We start from the raw sequence: 19,317 nt of genomic DNA on the forward strand, positions 1-19,317 counted from the left end.
TAAATGGTTTATAAATCAAATTTGATACCTTGTGCCAAGGGAAGGTCAGTTGTATAATTGATGGTATTTGTCTGGCGGCGCATATAAGCTTTCCAGGCATCTGATCCAGACTCCCGGCCTCCGCCAGTCTCCTTTTCGCCTCCAAAAGCACCTCCGATTTCGGCGCCCGATGTGCCGATATTGACGTTGGCAATACCACAATCAGAGCCAGCAGCACTGAGAAATAGCTCGGCTTCCCGTAGGTTGTTGGTCATAACGGCAGAGGACAATCCCTGGGCGACGCTGTTTTGAAGTGCTATGGCCGCACTGATATCTCCTTTGTATTTGATTAAGTAAAGAATAGGGGCAAAGGTCTCATGCTGTACGATTTCATAATGATTTTCAACTTCGGCAATGACAGGCTGCACATAACAGCCACTTTCATACCCTTTGCCTTCAAGGACCTTTCCCTTGATCAGCATTTTTCCCCCTTGTGTTTTAATTTTGTCCAGTGCGTTTAAGTATGATTTTACGGCGGCTTTGTCGATCAATGGTCCTACATGATTTTTCGTGTCCAAAGGGTCACCAATTTTTAATTGACCATAAGCTTTTGTCAGTTGTTTTTTGACGTTGTCATAAATGTCCTCATGGATAATAAGTCTTCGGGTGCTTGTGCAGCGTTGTCCGGCTGTACCTACGGCACCAAATACAGCACCGATAATGGTCATTTTTAAGTCGGCGTCTGGAGTAACGATGATCGCATTGTTTCCGCCGAGCTCCAAAAGTGTTTTGCCAAGGCGTTGTGCTACGGTAACGGCGACTTCTTTTCCCATTCGGGTAGATCCTGTTGCAGAAATCAAGGCAATGCGGTTGTCTGCCGAAAGCCACTCGCCAACTTCCCTGTCGCCCATAATGAGGTTGGATATTCCCTCGGGCAGCCCGTTGTTGTGTAAGATTTCTGCAAGTAATTTTTGGCAAGCTATGGCACATAGCGGTGTTTTTTCGCTGGGTTTCCAGACGACAGTGTTGCCGCAGACCAAAGCGAGGGCGGTGTTCCATGCCCATACGGCCACTGGAAAGTTAAATGCTGTAATAATACCGACGACACCCAAAGGATGATATTGATCGTACATGCGGTGCCCGGGACGTTCCGAATGGATGGTATTACCATACAATTGGCGGGATAGGCCCAAGGCGAAGTCACAGATATCGATCATCTCTTGGACTTCACCCATGCCTTCTTGGTAAGATTTTCCCATTTCATAGGAAACTAATTTTCCGAGAGTAGGTTTAAGCTCACGTAGCTTGTCTCCCAACTGACGAACGATGTCTCCTCTTTTTGGAGCAGGCAGTAGGCGCCAGTGTAAAAATGCATCTCCGGCCTGCTTAATGACTGCTTCATAGTCTTTACGATTGCTACTTTTTATGTTTGCGATGAGTTTTCCATCGACAGGTGAAAAGGATTCGAATTCTTTACCTTCGGAAAACCATTGCTGTCCAGTTGATGATCCTAAATTCTGGGAAGATATTCCAAGTGTTTTAAGCGCTGATTTTATCATAATGGTTTATTTTATTCGTGGAATAGTTTAAATGTATGAAATAAATTTTTTATTGACAAGTTTGTTCTGAATATTGTTCAGTGGAAAATAATCGTTATCTTAGATAAGCTAATGTAGACTATATCATGATCAAACAGATTAATACCGATTATTACCAGGTGGACGATTTGTTGTCCGAAGAACATAAACTGATACGGCAGTCTGTCCGTGATTTTGTGAAAACAGAGATTAAGCCTTTCATTGAAGATGCGGCGCAGGAACATCGTGCTATTGCGGGTTTGATGCCTAAATTGGGGGCAATTGGAGCTTTGGGTCCTTATATTCCTGTCGAATACGGTGGGGCGGGGTTGGATCAAATTTCCTATGGCTTAATTATGCAGGAATTGGAAGCCGGCGACTCGGCAATTCGTTCGGCAGCATCGGTGCAATCCTCTTTAGTGATGTTTCCGATTTATACCTATGGTAGTGAGGAGCAACGTCGTAAATATTTACCGCGGTTGGCATCGGGTGAGTTGGTCGGTTCTTTTGGGCTGACTGAACCTAATCATGGATCTGATCCGGGTGGAATGGAAACGAAATTGACGGCAAAAGGAGATGGTTTTCTATTAAATGGAGCAAAGATGTGGATTACAAATTCACCTATCTGTGATATTGCCGTCGTTTGGGCGCGGGATGAGTCCGGCAAAGTACGGGGAGTTATTGTTGAGCGTGGAATGGCGGGTTTTGAAACTCCGGAGACCTTGCATAAGTGGTCGTTGCGCGCTTCCAAAACAGGCGAACTGGTTTTTCATGATGTTTATATCCCTGCAGAAAATGTGCTTCCTGGCGTAAATTCAATGCGTGGCCCGCTTTCCTGTTTGAATTCGGCCCGCTATGGAATTTCATGGGGCGTGATTGGAGCAGCAATAGACTGTTATGAAACTGCGGTTCAATATGCGTTGGAGCGACATCAGTTTGAAAAGCCAATTGCCGGTTTTCAATTGCAGCAAAAGAAGCTGGCGGAATTTCTGACAGAAATTACCAAGGCGCAGTTGCTCTCGTGGCGTTTAGGAGTACTCAAGAATGAGGGGCGTGCTACTCCTCAGCAAATCTCCATGGCAAAGCGGAACAATGTGAATATGGCGCTACAGATAGCGCGTGAATCTAGGCAGATTCTTGGCGGAATGGGGATTGTCGGTGACTTTCCAATAATGCGACATATGATGAACCTGGAGTCTGTAGTTACCTATGAAGGGACGCATGATATTCATTTATTAATCACAGGACAAGATATTACGGGGCTGAATGCTTTTTCTTGATCATTTTCTTTGATCTAACACAGCCTCCACAGGGATTAACGCTATTATGATTTAGTGAATTTTTGTCCACTTAAAGCATAGTAGCGTTTGTGCTGGCTTTGCTATTGCCAAAATAAATCTTCGGTCCTTACAGACTTATTTATTCTTAATCTCGTGCCGTCCCGCTATAATGAGCAATCCCCAAAACGGATAGCAGGCTAACGTTTTCATAAAAAATGCATGTTTAATGGCGATTTTGGTTGGATGCTGGGACACTTGTTGGGTTATTTATATAGCGTTATATTTATTCGTTTTTACTTAATTCTTCTTTAAGCTAGATTTTAATTGATATTTAGTTAGCTTTTAACTAGGGTTTATTAGCTAGAACCTAAGCTATACCTAAACAAACCTAAGTAAATCCTACAGCAGAATGAAAATTGATCAAGGTTTACTTTAGGCCAGTTCCGCCATCCGCTATTCCGCTGCGGTTGCGGTTCCCAACACATCCTATTTTATTATACCTATCCGAGGTATTAGAGGCTGCGGAAGTCTGTTGTTACGTCGCTTAGGTTCAAATTGTATACTGATTTGTAATTAACACCATTATAGTACCGTTTTAACAGGGGGTTAATAGGGGTAGAACCCCTGATAAACCCCTGTTAACCCCCTGTTATCCCCCTGTAATACCCCTATTAATTATTAACAAAAGTTGAACGGAATTGATAATAGATCCGGTGCGAAGCCTGCCTGCATAATATTTATGATTAACGTGGGTTCTCAGAAGGCCCATTCCGGACCAGGATCAGCCATCCCAGCCTTCCGACCACCTGTTTTACAAAAAGAATCTCGCACCCTTACAGGCAGTTAAGGGGAAAATGAAATAAATAAGAACAAAAGGCTTGGAAGTTTGTTAATAATCTTCCTATCTTTGCACCACTCCGCAAGGGAGGGACGGTTGCTTCGCAGGAAGAAACCATGAAAAAAAGAAGGGTTTAAGGAAGTTTGGCAGGATTTAAAATCCCGCTGGATTTATTTTAAACGCGGAAATCGGAAAAAGAGAAAAGAAAAAAAACTTCAGAAAGTTTTTGGAAGTTCAGAAAAGATTTCTACCTTTGCAGTCCCAACGGAAACGAAGGGAAAAACGAAAAAGATAAAGAGGGGCGCAATGCCTGTCGGAATATAGCGGATACGGAAGTTGAAGCGACAAAAGTTCTTTAAGAAAACACAATCATGTAAGCGTGACGAGTAGACAGACGAAAGTCGAAAGTCATGAACAAATTCAAGTAATTCGTTCAATTCGATCCAAGATCAGAGATATAAAAAAAGAATTCTGATTATTATAAATAGTTGGAATCAAAAACTTCATTTTACAATGGAGAGTTTGATCCTGGCTCAGGATGAACGCTAGCGGCAGGCCTAATACATGCAAGTCGGACGGGATCCATCGGAGAGCTTGCTCGAAGATGGTGAGAGTGGCGCACGGGTGCGTAACGCGTGAGCAACCTACCTCTATCAGGGGGATAGCCTCTCGAAAGAGAGATTAACACCGCATAACATCAACAGTTCGCATGTTCGGTTGATTAAATATTTATAGGATAGAGATGGGCTCGCGTGACATTAGCTAGTTGGTAGGGTAACGGCCTACCAAGGCGACGATGTCTAGGGGCTCTGAGAGGAGAATCCCCCACACTGGTACTGAGACACGGACCAGACTCCTACGGGAGGCAGCAGTAAGGAATATTGGTCAATGGGCGGAAGCCTGAACCAGCCATGCCGCGTGCAGGATGACTGCCCTATGGGTTGTAAACTGCTTTTGTCCAGGAATAAACCTAAATACGTGTATTTAGCTGAATGTACTGGAAGAATAAGGATCGGCTAACTCCGTGCCAGCAGCCGCGGTAATACGGAGGATCCGAGCGTTATCCGGATTTATTGGGTTTAAAGGGTGCGTAGGCGGCCTGTTAAGTCAGGGGTGAAATACGGTGGCTCAACCATCGCAGTGCCTTTGATACTGATGGGCTTGAATCCATTTGAAGTGGGCGGAATAAGACAAGTAGCGGTGAAATGCATAGATATGTCTTAGAACTCCGATTGCGAAGGCAGCTCACTAAGCTGGTATTGACGCTGATGCACGAAAGCGTGGGGATCGAACAGGATTAGATACCCTGGTAGTCCACGCCCTAAACGATGATAACTCGATGTTGGCGATAGACAGCCAGCGTCCCAGCGAAAGCGTTAAGTTATCCACCTGGGAGTACGCCCGCAAGGGTGAAACTCAAAGGAATTGACGGGGGCCCGCACAAGCGGAGGAGCATGTGGTTTAATTCGATGATACGCGAGGAACCTTACCCGGGCTTGAAAGTTAGTGAAGGGTGCAGAGACGCACCCGTCCTTCGGGACACGAAACTAGGTGCTGCATGGCTGTCGTCAGCTCGTGCCGTGAGGTGTTGGGTTAAGTCCCGCAACGAGCGCAACCCCTATGTTTAGTTGCCAGCATGTAATGGTGGGGACTCTAAACAGACTGCCTGTGCAAACAGCGAGGAAGGTGGGGACGACGTCAAGTCATCATGGCCCTTACGTCCTGGGCTACACACGTGCTACAATGGATGGTACAGCGGGCAGCTACATAGCAATATGATGCTAATCTCTAAAAGCCATTCACAGTTCGGATTGGGGTCTGCAACTCGACCCCATGAAGTTGGATTCGCTAGTAATCGCGTATCAGCAATGACGCGGTGAATACGTTCCCGCTCTGCACACACCGCCCGTCAAGCCATGAAAGTTGGGGGTACCTAAAGCATGTTACCGCAAGGAGCGTGTTAGGGTAAAACCGATAATTGGGGCTAAGTCGTAACAAGGTAGCCGTACCGGAAGGTGCGGCTGGAATACCTCCTTTCTAGAGTATCGCAGATCGGTGCTCGTCACGTTACATATGATTGCAAGAAGAAAAAACATCAGAAGAAAGTGCCCGCCCCGAAAGGAGCAGGACCGAGAGAAAGAGATGAACAAGATAAGCTAGTCCCGTAGCTCAGTTGGTTAGAGCACTACACTGATAATGTAGGGGTCAGCAGTTCAAATCTGCTCGGGACTACGAAAAAGTAAGGGGAATTAGCTCAGCTGGCTAGAGCACCTGCCTTGCACGCAGGGGGTCAACGGTTCGAATCCGTTATTCTCCACATCTCCGGGAGGGACATCGACAGATGCTCCGAAGAAACAAACCGGAAAAAGAGTTCTTTGACATATTGAAAGAGAAAAAAAATTACAAGAGAAGACAACAGTATAGAGACAATACGTGTATGTGTCTGATGTAGAGAGGAGACCCTCGGTGAATGCCGAACGAATCTCTGCGTAGCATATGAGTATATATATCAAAAGCAGCCGCATAGTAGCAAAAGGCTATGCCGGTGAAGAAAGTAAATAAGGGCACACGGGGGATGCCTAGGCTCTCAGAGGCGAAGAAGGACGTGATAAGCTGCGATAAGCTACGGGGATTGGCAAATGCGAAGTGATCCGTAGATTTCCGAATGGGGCAACCTGACTATTTGAAGAATAGTCGTATAAAACGCGAACGCGCTGAACTGAAACATCTAAGTAGGCGTAGGAGAAGAAAATAACAATGATTTCCCAAGTAGTGGCGAGCGAACGGGAAAGAGCCCAAACCGATCATGTTACGGCATGGTCGGGGTTGTAGGACCACGACATTGTACAGCGCTATGAACTGGAAGCAGGTGGGAAACTGCGCAATAAGGGTGAGAGCCCCGTACAGGTAAAGAATGTTGACATAGTGGTATCCTGAGTACCGCGGGACCGGAGAAATCCTGTGGGAATCCACCAGCACCATCTGGTAAGGCTAAATACTCCTGAGAGACCGATAGTGAACCAGTACCGTGAGGGAAAGGTGAAAAGAACCCCGAACAGGGGAGTGAAAAGAACCTGAAACCGTGTGCTTACAAGCGGTTGGAGCAGGCAGGTCCTGTGACAGCGTGCCTTTTGCATAATGAGCCTACGAGTTACTCTTGTCTGGCAAGGTTAAGTCCTTCAGGGACGCAGCCGAAGCGAAAGCGAGTCTTAATAGGGCGCATAGTCAGATGAGGTAGACGCGAAACCTTGTGATCTACCCTTGGGCAGGTTGAAGTTGCAGTAACATGTAATGGAGGACCGAACCGATAAACGTTGAAAAGTTTCCGGATGACCTGAGGGTAGGGGTGAAAGGCCAATCAAACTGGGAAATAGCTCGTACTCCCCGAAATGTTTTTAGGAACAGCGTCGGCGTGGAGTTTGATAGAGGTAGAGCTACCGATTGGGTGCGGGGGAGTCAAATCCTACCAAATCCAGACGAACTCCGAATGCTATCAAATATAGCCGGCAGTGAGGCTTTGGGTGCTAAGGTCCAAGGCCGAGAGGGAAAGAACCCAGACCATCAGCTAAGGTCCCCAAATCCGTTCTAAGTTGAACTAACGAGGTCCGGTTGCCCAGACAGCTAGGATGTTGGCTTGGAAGCAGCCATTCATTTAAAGAGTGCGTAACAGCTCACTAGTCGAGCGGCCGGGCGTGGATAATAAACGGGCATCAAGAACGGTACCGAAGCTATGGATTTGTACTGAAAGATGTACATCTGGTAGGGGAGCATTCCATCGCCGGGGAAGCACAGTGGCAATGCTGTGTGGAGGTTATGGAAAAGCAAATGTAGGCATAAGTAACGATAAGGCGGGTGAGAAACCCGCCCACCGAAAGACCAAGGTTTCCTGATCAACGTTAATCGGATCAGGGTCAGTCGGGACCTAAGGCGCACCCGAAGGGGCAAGCCGATGGACAACTGGTTAATATTCCAGTACTCTTCATAACTGCGATGTGGTGACGGAGTAGTGACACTGCCGCGAACTGACGGAATAGTTCGTTGAAAGGCGTAGGTATTGGAGTTGTAGGCAAATCCGCAACTCTAGCTGAAACCCAATAGTACAGCAAAGCTCCGGTGGCGCTGATAGAGCAGGTAAACAGACTTCCAAGAAAACCCGCTAAGCTTCAGGTTATGAAGACCCGTACCGCAAACCGACACAGGTGGTCGAGGAGAGAATCCTAAGGTGCTCGAGTGAGTCATGGCTAAGGAACTCGGCAAAATGGCCCTGTAACTTCGGGAGAAGGGGCGCTGTCTCGAAAGAGCAGCCGCAGTGAAAAGGCCCAGGCGACTGTTTAACAAAAACATATGGCTTTGCAAAATCGCAAGATGAAGTATAAGGCCTGACACCTGCCCGGTGCTGGAAGGTTAAGAGGGGATGTCATCGCAAGAGAAGCATTGAATCGAAGCCCCAGTAAACGGCGGCCGTAACTATAACGGTCCTAAGGTAGCGAAATTCCTTGTCGGGTAAGTTCCGACCTGCACGAATGGTGTAACGATCTGGGCGCTGTCTCAGCCATGAGCTCGGTGAAATTGTGGTATCGGTGAAGACGCCGATTACCCGCAACGGGACGGAAAGACCCCATGCACCTTCACTATAGCTTAACATTGAGATTGGGTACAGGATGTGTAGGATAGGCGGGAGATGTTGAAGTGGCTTCGCCAGGAGTCATGGAATCAACCTTGAAATACCGCCCTTTCTGTATTCGGTTTCTAACTCCATGATGTGGAGGACATTGTTTGGTGGGTAGTTTGACTGGGGTGGTCGCCTCCAAAAAGGTAACGGAGGCTTTCAAAGGTAAGCTCAGTACGCTTGGTAACCGTACGCGGAGTGCAATGGCATAAGCTTGCTTGACTGTGAGACCGACAAGTCGAACAGGGTCGAAAGACGGACATAGTGATCCGGTGGTTCTGTATGGAAGGGCCATCGCTCAAAGGATAAAAGGTACGCTGGGGATAACAGGCTGATCTCCCCCAAGAGCTCATATCGACGGGGAGGTTTGGCACCTCGATGTCGGCTCGTCACATCCTGGGGCTGGAGAAGGTCCCAAGGGTTGGGCTGTTCGCCCATTAAAGTGGCACGCGAGCTGGGTTCAGAACGTCGCGAGACAGTTCGGTCCCTATCTGTTGTGGGCGTTGGAAGTTTGAGTGGATCTGACCTTAGTACGAGAGGACCGGGTTGGACAGACCTCTGGTGAACCTGTTATGCCGCCAGGTGTACGGCAGGGTAGCTACGTCTGGAATAGATAAGCGCTGAAAGCATCTAAGTGCGAAACTAGCCACGAGATGAGACTTCCTTATAGGGTCGTAGAAGATGACTACGTTGATAGGCCATAGGTGTAAAGGTTGAGAGACCAAAGCCAAGTGGTACTAATAGCCCGAAGCTTTCTCAAGCAGATAACACTGTTGTCTTCCTCTTTAATTTTTAGAAACAAAACAGAAACGAAACTCTTTCAATATATATGTCATTTAGATATGAACATAGGGATCATTTCGGACCTTACAGGCTCCGGATACTCTTATCCCTGATCTCAGATCTAAAAAAATATTTAGGTGCCTATATCGGCGGTGTCTACCTCTTCCCATTCCGAACAGAGCAGTCAAGCCCGCCAGAGCCGATGGTATTGCCGTAACAGGTGGGAGAGTAGGTCGGTGCCTTTTTTTACACGGAAGCCCTTGCTGGAAACAGTCAAGGGCTTCTTTCGTTTAGGTAACTCCCCGTACTTCCTGTACAATGCTATTGCATATCTTCCGTATTTTTTGGTGATCGCAGGACGTTGCTTGAGTTTACTTTCCTTATAGGCTACCCAACTGTTGCGAATTATACAGCTAGTGGCTATAGTTCTTGCTATAAAATTCATATATTATACGGTCATTCTACACTATTGTTAAGCTTAATAGGGCAAATATCATTGTATCCACATACTATTTCTCATCTACATATCCCGATCAGGAACCCGATAACATTCTACCTCTAGCTAGACCGCTGTGAAGTTACAATTGCTTAGCGATAACAAATGCAGCTCGGCATTCATTAGTGATCATCGCTGGAATATACTGTCACAATTGCCATTATTCTACTCGGAATTTCATTATTAAACACTCTGTGGCTGCAGAATATCGATTGAAAAACAACGAAGATAGAAAATTAAACAATCGTTTGTGTAGATTAAGCAAACGATTGCTTTCAAGTTTCATTTTTTATTTAGAAAAAAGTGTTATATTATTGTTATAGAGATTAAGTTCTTTAAGTAGAACCAACTATAAATCCGATCCAAAAGGATTTTTCTATTGACTGTTTAGTTTGTTTTAAAATAGGTGATTTTTTAGAGGGACCAATTGGTCCCTTTAAATTTATATGAACTTTAAATTATGGATTCTAGAAGAGATTTTCTTAAAAAAGCCGGAATATTGTCATCGCTGGCTGTTTCACTCCCTACGTTGGTCAATGCCAATGCAGTGGCAGAGTCGTTTAATATGTGTGGCTATGCAGCTCCAAAAATAGATAAGGTCAGGGTAGCGGTAATTGGACTCGGCATGCGCGGTCCTGGTGCTGTTGAACGCTTATCTTTTATTGAGGGATGCGAAATTGTCGCACTTTGTGACAAGCATCCAGACCGGGTGGAGCGCGCAACAAAAATCGTTACATCGAAAGGTCTAGCAGCTCCTAAAGCGTATTCAGGTGAAGATGGCTGGAAATCCTTGTTGAAAGAAGAGAAGCTTGACCTGGTCTATATTTGTACGCCTTGGGATTATCATACTCCGATGAGTATTGCGGCGATGAAAGCGGGTAATCACGTGGCATGTGAAGTCCCGATCGCTTTGACAATCAAAGATTGTTGGGAGGTGGTAAAAACATCCGAGGCAACTAAAAAGCATTGTATGATGCTGGAGAACTGCTGTTATGATTTCTTCGAAATGCTGACATTGAATATGGTGCGCCAAGGCTTGTTTGGCGAACTCGTTCACGCCGAAGGTGCTTATATTCACGATTTGCTTGACCTTAATTTTGCAAAAAATGGCTATGATAACATGTGGCGCCTAAGAGAAAATATAAAACTAAATGGAAATCTGTACCCTACACATGGACTTGGACCTGTGGCACAATGCTTAAATATCAATAGAGGGGATAAAATGGATCATCTTGTGGCGATGTCTTCCAATGATTTTATGATGGGAGAAAAAGCAAAAGAGTTAGCCGCTAAGGATTCTTTTTTTCAGGAATTTGTAGGAAAGAAATACCGTGGTAATATGAATACAACGCTTATCCGTACGGCCAAAGGGAAAACGATTATGTTGCAGCATGATGTTACTTCTCCTAGACCTTATTCTAGGCTACATACACTGAGTGGCACCAAAGGGTTTGCACAAAAGTATCCTACGGAGAATATTGCTTTTGGGCATGAATTCATTACAGAACAGAAATTGAAAGAACTGTATGATAAATACACCCCAGAATTGGTAAAATATATTGGTGAACAAGCAAAGCAGGTCGGTGGACACGGTGGGATGGATTTTATGATGGACTGGCGTCTAATTGATTGTTTGCGCAATGGATTACCTTTGGATCAGGATGTCTATGACGCTGCTTCATGGAGCTGTATCGTACCGTTGAGTTTCGAATCTGTCGAAAAGAACTGTAAAACAGTTGATGTACCGGATTTCACAAAAGGTGCATGGAAAAATAATACGCCGGTAGAAATCACGTTAAAAGGTGGCGGAAATACGCCTATCCGTTCGAGATCAGCGAAAAAAGAAAATATACAATTGGGCGTATAGTCCTCCTATATAAAATGACTTATTGAAGGGGAACTTTTTATTGTTCCCCTTTTATGTTTATCTTTAATTATGTTATTCAATCTGACTCTAATTACCTGTTTATCGTTATTTTCCACCAAGGATACACTTTCCTGTTGTGTTGGGGAAAATATACCTACTCGCGCTGGTATGATAAAATCCCAAATTGCCCAGCTAAAAAGCAAGAATGCGGACACAATGATATTGGTTGAAGGGGGCAAATTTCTAATGGGAAGTTCAAATTTTGAAGATAGTAAGCCCCTACATCAGGTTGAACTAAATTCATTTTATATGGATGAACATGAGGTCACAAATGCACAGTTTGCGCAGTTTGTAAAGGAGACAGGTTATGTAACTGTTGCTGAGCGAGCGCTTGATCCGAAAGATTTTCCGGGAGTGGATCCCAAGATGTTAGTCCCGGGATCGGCTGTGTTCTCTAAGCCCAAAGAACTCAATTCATTAAACAATTACCTGATGTGGTGGGAGTATGTCCCTGGTGCAAACTGGCAACATCCCGAAGGACCCGATAGCTCGATAAAGGACAAAATGAATTATCCCGTTGTTCAGGTTGCCTATGAAGATGCTGCAGCTTATGCGAAATGGGCAGGCAAACGATTGCCTACGGAAGCGGAATGGGAATATGCGGCTAGGGGACGTAATGATGCAAACGACGACTTGTATTATTGGGGAAAGGACTTGAAGCCTAATGGTAAATGGACCGCAAATATTTATCAGGGAAAATTTCCTGTGCAAGATTCAAAGGAAGATGGGTTTGAGGGGGCTGCACCGGTAAAATCATTTCAGGCAAATGCGTTGGGACTGTATGATATGGAAGGGAATGTGTGGGAATGGTGTGCTGATTTTTATAGGCCCGATTACTATCAGCATAGTACAGCCGTGAATCCCAAAGGACCACAGGATTCTTATGATCCGCAGGAGCCAAACCTTGAAAAACGCGTTCAGCGGGGCGGGTCATTTCTTTGCAACGATCAATATTGTGAAAGGTATAAAGCCGGAAGCAGAGGAAAAGGGGAAGTCAACAGTCCTACAAATAATGTTGGATTTCGCTGTGTGAAAGATATCAAATAGAAAAGGCTTGCATTTGCAAGCCTTTTCTATTTGATTGATATGTCTTATTGTGCATTCAAAAACATTGATTTTTGATTGTACAATTCTCTGAAATAAGGATCGTGAAGATCTTTGATAAAGCGAATTGCTTCACCAGTTGATTTCATTTCTGGGCCTAATTGCTTGTCTACTTCAGGGAATTTGTTGAAAGAGAATACAGGTTCTTTAATCGCGTATCCCTGTAATTTACGTTCAATCGTAAAGTCTTTCAACTTATTGACACCCAACATGACTTTAGTTGCGATATTGATGTAAGGAACATCATAAGCTTTAGCGATAAAAGGAACTGTACGTGATGCACGTGGATTAGCCTCGATGACATACACATTCTCACCTTTAACAGCAAACTGAATGTTTAATAAACCTCTTACGTTCAATGCTTTTGCTAGTTTAATAGAGTATTCTTCCATTTTGTCCTGAACAGCTTGTGATAGGCCAAATGGAGGTAATACCGCCGATGAGTCACCAGAGTGGATACCTGCAGGCTCGATGTGTTCCATCATACCAATGATGTGTACATCTTCACCATCACAGATCGAATCTGATTCAGCTTCTTCTGCACGATCCAGGAAGTGGTCAATCAGAATATGGTTTCCAGGAAGGTTTTTCAATAAGTTGACAACAGCTTTTTCTAAATCTTCATCGTTGATAACAATGCTCATGCCTTGTCCGCCCAATACGTAAGAAGGACGCACCAATACTGGATAGCCAACTTCGTTTGCAACTTGTAATGCTTCTTCTGCTGAAGTCGCGACACCGTATCTTGGATATGGAATTTCCAATTCTTTCAATAGATCGGAGAAACGGCCACGGTCTTCTGCCAAGTCCATATTCTCAAATGAAGTACCGATGATTTTTACGCCAAGTTGCTCTAGACGCTCAGCCATTTTAAGAGCTGTTTGTCCACCCAACTGAACGATAACACCTTCGGGTTTTTCTAATTCGATGATCTCACGTACGTGCTCCCAGAATACGGGCTCGAAGTATAATTTATCAGCCATATTGAAGTCTGTCGATACAGTCTCTGGGTTACAGTTGACCATAATCGCTTCGTAACCACATTCTTTAGCGGCTAATAAACCATGTACACAAGAGTAGTCAAACTCGATACCTTGACCGATACGGTTTGGACCAGAACCTAATACGATGATTTTCTTTCTATCTGAAGAGATGGATTCGTTCTCTTCTTCGAATGTCGAATAGTAATAAGGTGTTTGTGCCGGGAATTCTGCAGCACAAGTATCGACCATTTTGTAAACACGGTTGATCCCTAACTCCTTACGACGATCGTACACTTGATCCTCGGTTACATTTCCTAATAACCATGCAATTTGTACATCTGAATAACCTTTTTGTTTTAGGGTCATGAAGAAGTCGCGCGGGATATTATTCAATTGATAACGACGTAATTCTTGCTCAAGGTGTACCAACTCTTGGATCTGTACCAAGAACCATTTGTCGATACGTGTTGCCTTACGGATCGATTCCAAAGGAACGCCTAATTCGAAAGCATCTTTGATATGGAATAAGCGGTCACCACTTGGATGTTCCAGGCTATCCATGATTTCGTCAAGGTTTCTCCATTGACGACCATCAGCACCTAACCCAGCGCGGCCTGTCTCCAAGGATTGACATGCTTTCTGTAAAGCTTCGATAAATGTACGGCCGATTGCCATAACTTCACCTACCGCTTTCATCTGTAGACCTAATTCTTTGTTTGCTCCTTTGAATTTATCGAAGTTGAAACGAGGGATCTTAACAATCACATAGTCTAATGTTGGTTCAAAATATGCGGATGTTGTCTTTGTGATCTGATTTTGCAATTCATCCAAGTTGTAACCGATCGCCAGTTTAGCTGCAATCTTCGCAATTGGATAACCCGTTGCTTTTGATGCTAAAGCGGAAGAGCGTGATACACGAGGATTGATTTCGATGGCGATGATCTCTTCGTTTTCTGGGTTTACAGAGAACTGAACGTTACAACCACCTGCAAATGTACCAATTGAGCGCATCATCAGGATAGCCTGATTACGCATATCTTGATAACATTTGTCTGATAATGTCATGCCTGGTGCAACAGTGATCGAGTCTCCAGTGTGGATACCCATTGGATCAAAGTTTTCAATAGTACAGATGATGATAACATTGTCATTGGTATCGCGAAGTAATTCCAACTCAAATTCTTTCCAGCCCAATACAGCTTGTTCAACCAAAACTTCATGTGTTGGTGATGCATGTAAACCTCTATTTAAGGCTGCGTCAAAATCTTCTTTTCTGTGAACAAATCCACCTCCTGTACCTGCAAGGGTATAAGATGGACGTATAACAAGCGGATAGCCAATCTCTTGTGCCGCTTCTTTACCTTCAAGGAATGAGTTTGCAATTTTGGATGTTGCAACGCCCACACCGATATCAACCATTAATTGACGGAATTCTTCGCGGTTTTCAGTTTTTTCAATGGCAGCAACATCAACACCGATAACTTTTACATTGTATTTTTCCCAAAGGCCTAGGTTGGAAGCTTCGATACATAAGTTCAAAGCCGTTTGGCCACCCATGGTAGGAAGTACAGCGTCAATGTTGTGTTTTTGCAAAATTTCTTCAATACTTTCGCAAGTTAATGGAAGTAAGTAGACATTGTCCGCAACAACTTTGTCCGTCATGATTGTTGCAGGGTTTGAGTTGATGATGGATACTTCAATACCTTCTTCTTTCAATGAAAGGGATGCTTGAGATCCAGAATAATCAAATTCACAAGCTTGACCGATAACGATGGGACCTGATCCGATGATTAAAACCGACTTAATGGAAGTGTTTCTTGGCATTATATCTAGTTCAAAAAATTAAATTTCCTATTGTAAATCTGAGCAAAGACAATCAAAAATAGCTCATGGGGAAGGGTCATTCCGACTGCTTTGTCGGAGTGCAAAGTTACATTTTAAATTTTGAAAATTAAGTATTTATTTTAATAATATTTCAAAATTAAATGCCGTTTGTTGGAAAAGTAGTCCTGAAAAACAAAAACGAGTATAGAACCTTCATGATTTTAGAGCTATTGGTGCCGTGAAATCATGAAGGTTGTTGTTTTCCGATAACAGTGAGTTTTGAACTCATTGATGCTTTAATGAGAAAACACAAATTAATAAAACATGCAGGTTTAGAAAACTGTCCAGATGTGTTTAATAAACGATGATTTCGTCTGTAAACAAGTAACCTTTTTTAGGATTGCTGGCTTTGATCTTTATATAACGCGCCTGCTGTGCTTTGTCAAGTTTGAGTTCAAACCTTTTGAAAGTCAACTTGGACTCTTTATCGGATATATCATTTTTGATTGTTCCTACCGATCTGAAGGTACGGCCATTATCCGAAAGCAGGACTTCCATTTCTCCGGGCATATAAACGCCCGGGCCAATCATCTGCATAAAATTCATGGCTACCTGGTGTATTTCTTCTCTACGTTCCATATCCACGACCACATCAATCGGACTGGTGAATCCTTGCCATTGGCCATCGTGATAGGAAAGACCACCCATGATTCCATTTGTTAAGGTAGAATCTTTTTGTGCTGGATATCCCGACCATGCTGTGTTGTACGTTACTTTTTTTCCGATAGCGCGATGAATGTCAATATCAAAGGATAGGGTTGGACCAATTTTGATAGAATCTAGAAAATAAGCCGCATTGATATGACCTGTTGAGCTGAGTTCAAATGGTGCAGTATAGGGTGTAGACTGGATTGTAGGCTCACTGCCATCAATGGTATATCGGATCTGATCTGTTTTTAGTTGCTCGGTTGTCAGCGTAATTTTATTGTTGTTTTTAGCTGCATTGTATGTTGCTGTATAAGCAACATTAAAGGAAGGACGGTAATAATTGACGTTCAGATCTTGTAAAAGCTTATAATGAGATTGCAGTCTTCGCTGAAAGTCAGTCCAGCTTTTCCCATCTTTATTGGTCCAATTGACCTCTGCTAAAGCCAGTGCACGTGGGAATACCATATACTCAAGGTGTTCGGTGGTAGGAACATATTCTGTCCATATATTCGCTTGTGCTCCGAGAATATGCTTGGCTTTATCTCCTTGTATGGCCGCTGGAATAGGATCATACGAATACACCTTATCCAGTGTCAGGTAACCGCCGATGGCCTCAGGCTGTGTCCGGGGGTCTGTCTGATAAGAATCAAAATAAAGGTGTGAACCTGGAGTCATGATGACATCGTGACCTGCATTTGCGGCCTTTATGCCGCCATCTTCACCGCGCCAGCTCATGACGGTAGCTCCTTCGGTAAGTCCCCCTTGGAGGATTTCGTCCCAACCGATCAGTTTTCTACCCTTAGATTGCAGGTATTGATCCATTTGTCTGATGGCATAGCTCTGCAGTTCGTCGACAGATTTCAGTCCTTCTTTCTGCATGAGTGCCTGATCTTTTGGACAGGTTTCCCAATGCTTTTTCTCAGCTTCGTCACCGCCGATATGAATGTACTGGGAAGGGAATATTGTGAGGACTTCATCCAATACATTTTTTAGAAATTCAAAGGTTTTTTCATTGCCGATGCAGAATTCTCCCTGACTATAGGGCTTTCCGGAACAGGAGAGTTCGGGATACACGGCCAATACTTCTTCCGAATGTCCGGGCATTTCTATTTCGGGAATAACATTGATTCCTTTGCGGGCTGCATAATCGACCAATTCGCGGGCTTCCTCCTGTGTGTAGAATCCACCGCTGGCATTTGGCGTACCTTTTTCTACATACTGACGACCATTGTTCCACCAATCTTTCCAGCTGGTATGTGTTCGCCAGGCCGCTTTTTGTGTTAACTCTGGGTACTTTTTAATCTCCAGTCGCCACCCGGCTCCGTCGGTTAAATGCCAATGAAAGTTATTGAATTTATAGATGGCCATGATGTCGATATACTTTTTTACAAAGGATAGTGGCATAAAATGACGCGATACATCCAGGTGTAAGCCACGATAGGCAAAGCGAGGCTCATCGACTATTGTCGCATAGGCTACTTTACTTGGATCGGCTTGTAGATAGCCTAATTGAACCAGCGTGTAAATCCCATTGATCACCTGAGGTACATTCCAAGCCCTGAGTAGCAGGCCTTTTTCATCGATTTGAATGGAATAGGCGTTCTTACTTAGATTATCTGCATCGACAGCTTTAATAATGCGAAAGCCTTCTTTAGGACCTTTTTTATTTTTCTTGAGTACTTCGACAGCGAGGCTTTTGATGGCGGGGTGTTCAGTAAGTAACTGTGTCGCCTCCTGAAATTCATCTGAAACAATAACCTGAAGATGTGCAGGGATAGCGTATGTTCCAGTAGCCAAGGTGATTTTCGAAGGTTTGGGTATAATGTCAAAGTTGGTTTGGGCTTGTGCTGTAAAAATGGTTGCACCCCCAAGTAACAACATGGATAAAGATCGGCTCAGTCGCATAGTTTTGTTATTAGATTAATGATAATCAACACAAATATCCTAATTTTTGTTTCATAATTCTATTATTGACGGCAATCGCTCATTTTTTATGATATAAAACCAACAAATTGACGGTTAGAAATTACATTTTTAATCCTTAACTTTGTTGTATGATTGAACTTCCAGTTATTCCGGCAACTCCTGCACAACGCAAGCCTGATTGGTTGCGTGTCAAATTGCCTGTTGGTAAAGAGTATAGACATGTCAGAAGTCTTGTAGACGAGCATAAATTACATACAATTTGTGAGAGTGGAAATTGCCCGAATATGGGCGAATGTTGGGGGGCTGGAACGGCAACCTTCATGATTTTGGGAAATATCTGTACACGTTCTTGTTCATTTTGTGCGGTAGCAACAGGTCGTCCTTTGGCGGTGGATCTGGATGAACCTAATCGTGTTGCCAATTCTGTCAAGTTAATGCAGGTAAAACACTGTGTGATCACTTCGGTGGATCGTGATGACCTAAAAGATGGTGGTTCGATAATATGGGCGGAGACAATAAATGCCATTCGTCGGGAAAGCCTAGAAACAACCTTAGAAACACTTTTGCCAGATTTTAAAGGACAATGGGATAATTTGGACCGCGTGATCGCAGTACGTCCCGAGGTTGTTTCGCACAACCTTGAAACTGTACGTCGTTTGACAAGAGAAGTTCGCGTTCAAGCTAAATATGATCGTTCACTTGAGTGTCTGCGTCGGATTTCTGAAGCTGGACTCCGTACAAAATCAGGAATTATGCTTGGTTTAGGTGAAACAGAGGAAGATGTTATCGAGGCAATGCAAGATTTATATAACGTTGGGGTACATATTTTGACACTGGGGCAATATTTACAGCCTACCAAAGCTCACCATCCTGTAATCGAGTGGATTACGCCTGCACAATTTGAGAAATATCAGAAAATTGGTTTGGAAATGGGATTCAAGTATGTGGAGTCTGGACCGCTGGTTCGTTCTTCTTACCATGCAGAGAAACATTTATTTGATATGCAATAGAAAACATTTCTAAGTTTTTTAACAAAGAATATTTTTCGCAAGATATAAAAAGAAGCCTGGGTGATTTTTTTGCTCAGGCTTCTTTTTTCTATTTTTTTTTTATGAAACGGTTTGCCTCTAGGGGTTGAAAAACTTATTACTCTTGTTCATCATCGATAATCTGCTAAAATAGCGGGATTTCAATTGGAAGAGATTGGTCTATGGGCACAACAA

7 protein-coding genes, 2 tRNA genes and 3 rRNA genes are annotated in these 19,317 nt (G+C 43.9%); 9 read left to right on the plus strand and 3 right to left on the minus strand.

Features of this window, described 5'->3' with window-relative positions:
• Positions 1 to 8 precede the first annotated feature (8 nt).
• A complete protein-coding gene (gene amaB / locus AAH582_RS02835) occupies positions 9 to 1,538 on the minus strand; it encodes an L-piperidine-6-carboxylate dehydrogenase (RefSeq protein ID WP_313532407.1) in 1,530 nt (509 codons plus the stop codon).
• Between the two features lie 125 nt (positions 1,539 to 1,663).
• On the opposite strand from amaB, the gene AAH582_RS02840 reads away from it, so the two are divergent.
• The 8 genes from AAH582_RS02840 (at position 1,664) to AAH582_RS02875 (ending at position 12,596) form a co-directional block, all read left to right on the plus strand.
• Positions 1,664 to 2,836, plus strand: a complete 1,173-nt coding sequence (locus AAH582_RS02840; RefSeq protein ID WP_046674947.1) for an acyl-CoA dehydrogenase family protein — start codon at positions 1,664 to 1,666, stop codon at positions 2,834 to 2,836.
• 1,348 nt (positions 2,837 to 4,184) lie between these two features.
• A 16S ribosomal RNA gene (locus AAH582_RS02845) occupies positions 4,185 to 5,711 on the plus strand.
• Positions 5,712 to 5,832: 121 nt separating this feature from the next.
• Positions 5,833 to 5,906: transfer RNA gene (locus AAH582_RS02850), tRNA-Ile, on the plus strand.
• Between the two features lie 11 nt (positions 5,907 to 5,917).
• Positions 5,918 to 5,991, plus strand: a tRNA-Ala gene (locus AAH582_RS02855).
• Between the two features lie 231 nt (positions 5,992 to 6,222).
• Positions 6,223 to 9,103, plus strand: a 23S ribosomal RNA gene (locus AAH582_RS02860).
• 156 nt (positions 9,104 to 9,259) lie between these two features.
• A 5S ribosomal RNA gene (gene rrf / locus AAH582_RS02865) occupies positions 9,260 to 9,371 on the plus strand.
• Together the 16S, 23S and 5S rRNA genes with 2 tRNA genes alongside form the textbook arrangement of a ribosomal RNA operon.
• Before the next feature lie 711 nt (positions 9,372 to 10,082).
• Positions 10,083 to 11,489: a Gfo/Idh/MocA family protein gene (locus AAH582_RS02870; RefSeq protein WP_343321169.1), complete on the plus strand. Its 1,407-nt coding sequence runs from the start codon at positions 10,083 to 10,085 to the stop codon at positions 11,487 to 11,489.
• Positions 11,490 to 11,657: 168 nt separating this feature from the next.
• The gene (locus tag AAH582_RS02875) at positions 11,658 to 12,596 is read left to right on the plus strand and encodes a formylglycine-generating enzyme family protein (protein ID WP_286728131.1); all 939 of its coding nucleotides are present in this window, start codon (positions 11,658 to 11,660) and stop codon (positions 12,594 to 12,596) included.
• A 44-nt stretch (positions 12,597 to 12,640) separates the two neighbouring features.
• Here AAH582_RS02875 and carB read toward each other — a convergent pair whose 3' ends face one another.
• Together carB and AAH582_RS02885 are read right to left on the minus strand one after the other, a co-directional pair.
• Positions 12,641 to 15,460 (minus strand): carbamoyl-phosphate synthase large subunit, encoded by a 2,820-nt coding sequence (carB, locus tag AAH582_RS02880; protein WP_046672295.1) that lies wholly within the window; start codon positions 15,458 to 15,460, stop codon positions 12,641 to 12,643.
• A 354-nt stretch (positions 15,461 to 15,814) separates the two neighbouring features.
• Positions 15,815 to 18,049, minus strand: coding sequence for a beta-N-acetylhexosaminidase (locus tag AAH582_RS02885; protein WP_343321170.1), 2,235 nt, complete (start codon positions 18,047 to 18,049; stop codon positions 15,815 to 15,817).
• A gap of 173 nt (positions 18,050 to 18,222) precedes the next feature.
• Between AAH582_RS02885 and lipA the strand changes: the two genes are divergently transcribed.
• On the plus strand, positions 18,223 to 19,104 hold the full coding sequence (lipA, locus tag AAH582_RS02890) for a lipoyl synthase (RefSeq protein ID WP_343321171.1): 882 nt from the start codon (positions 18,223 to 18,225) through the stop codon (positions 19,102 to 19,104).
• Positions 19,105 to 19,317: the final 213 nt, after the last annotated feature.

Source organism: Sphingobacterium multivorum (genome assembly GCF_039511225.1).
In the GTDB taxonomy this organism is placed as follows: Bacteria; Bacteroidota; Bacteroidia; order Sphingobacteriales; family Sphingobacteriaceae; genus Sphingobacterium.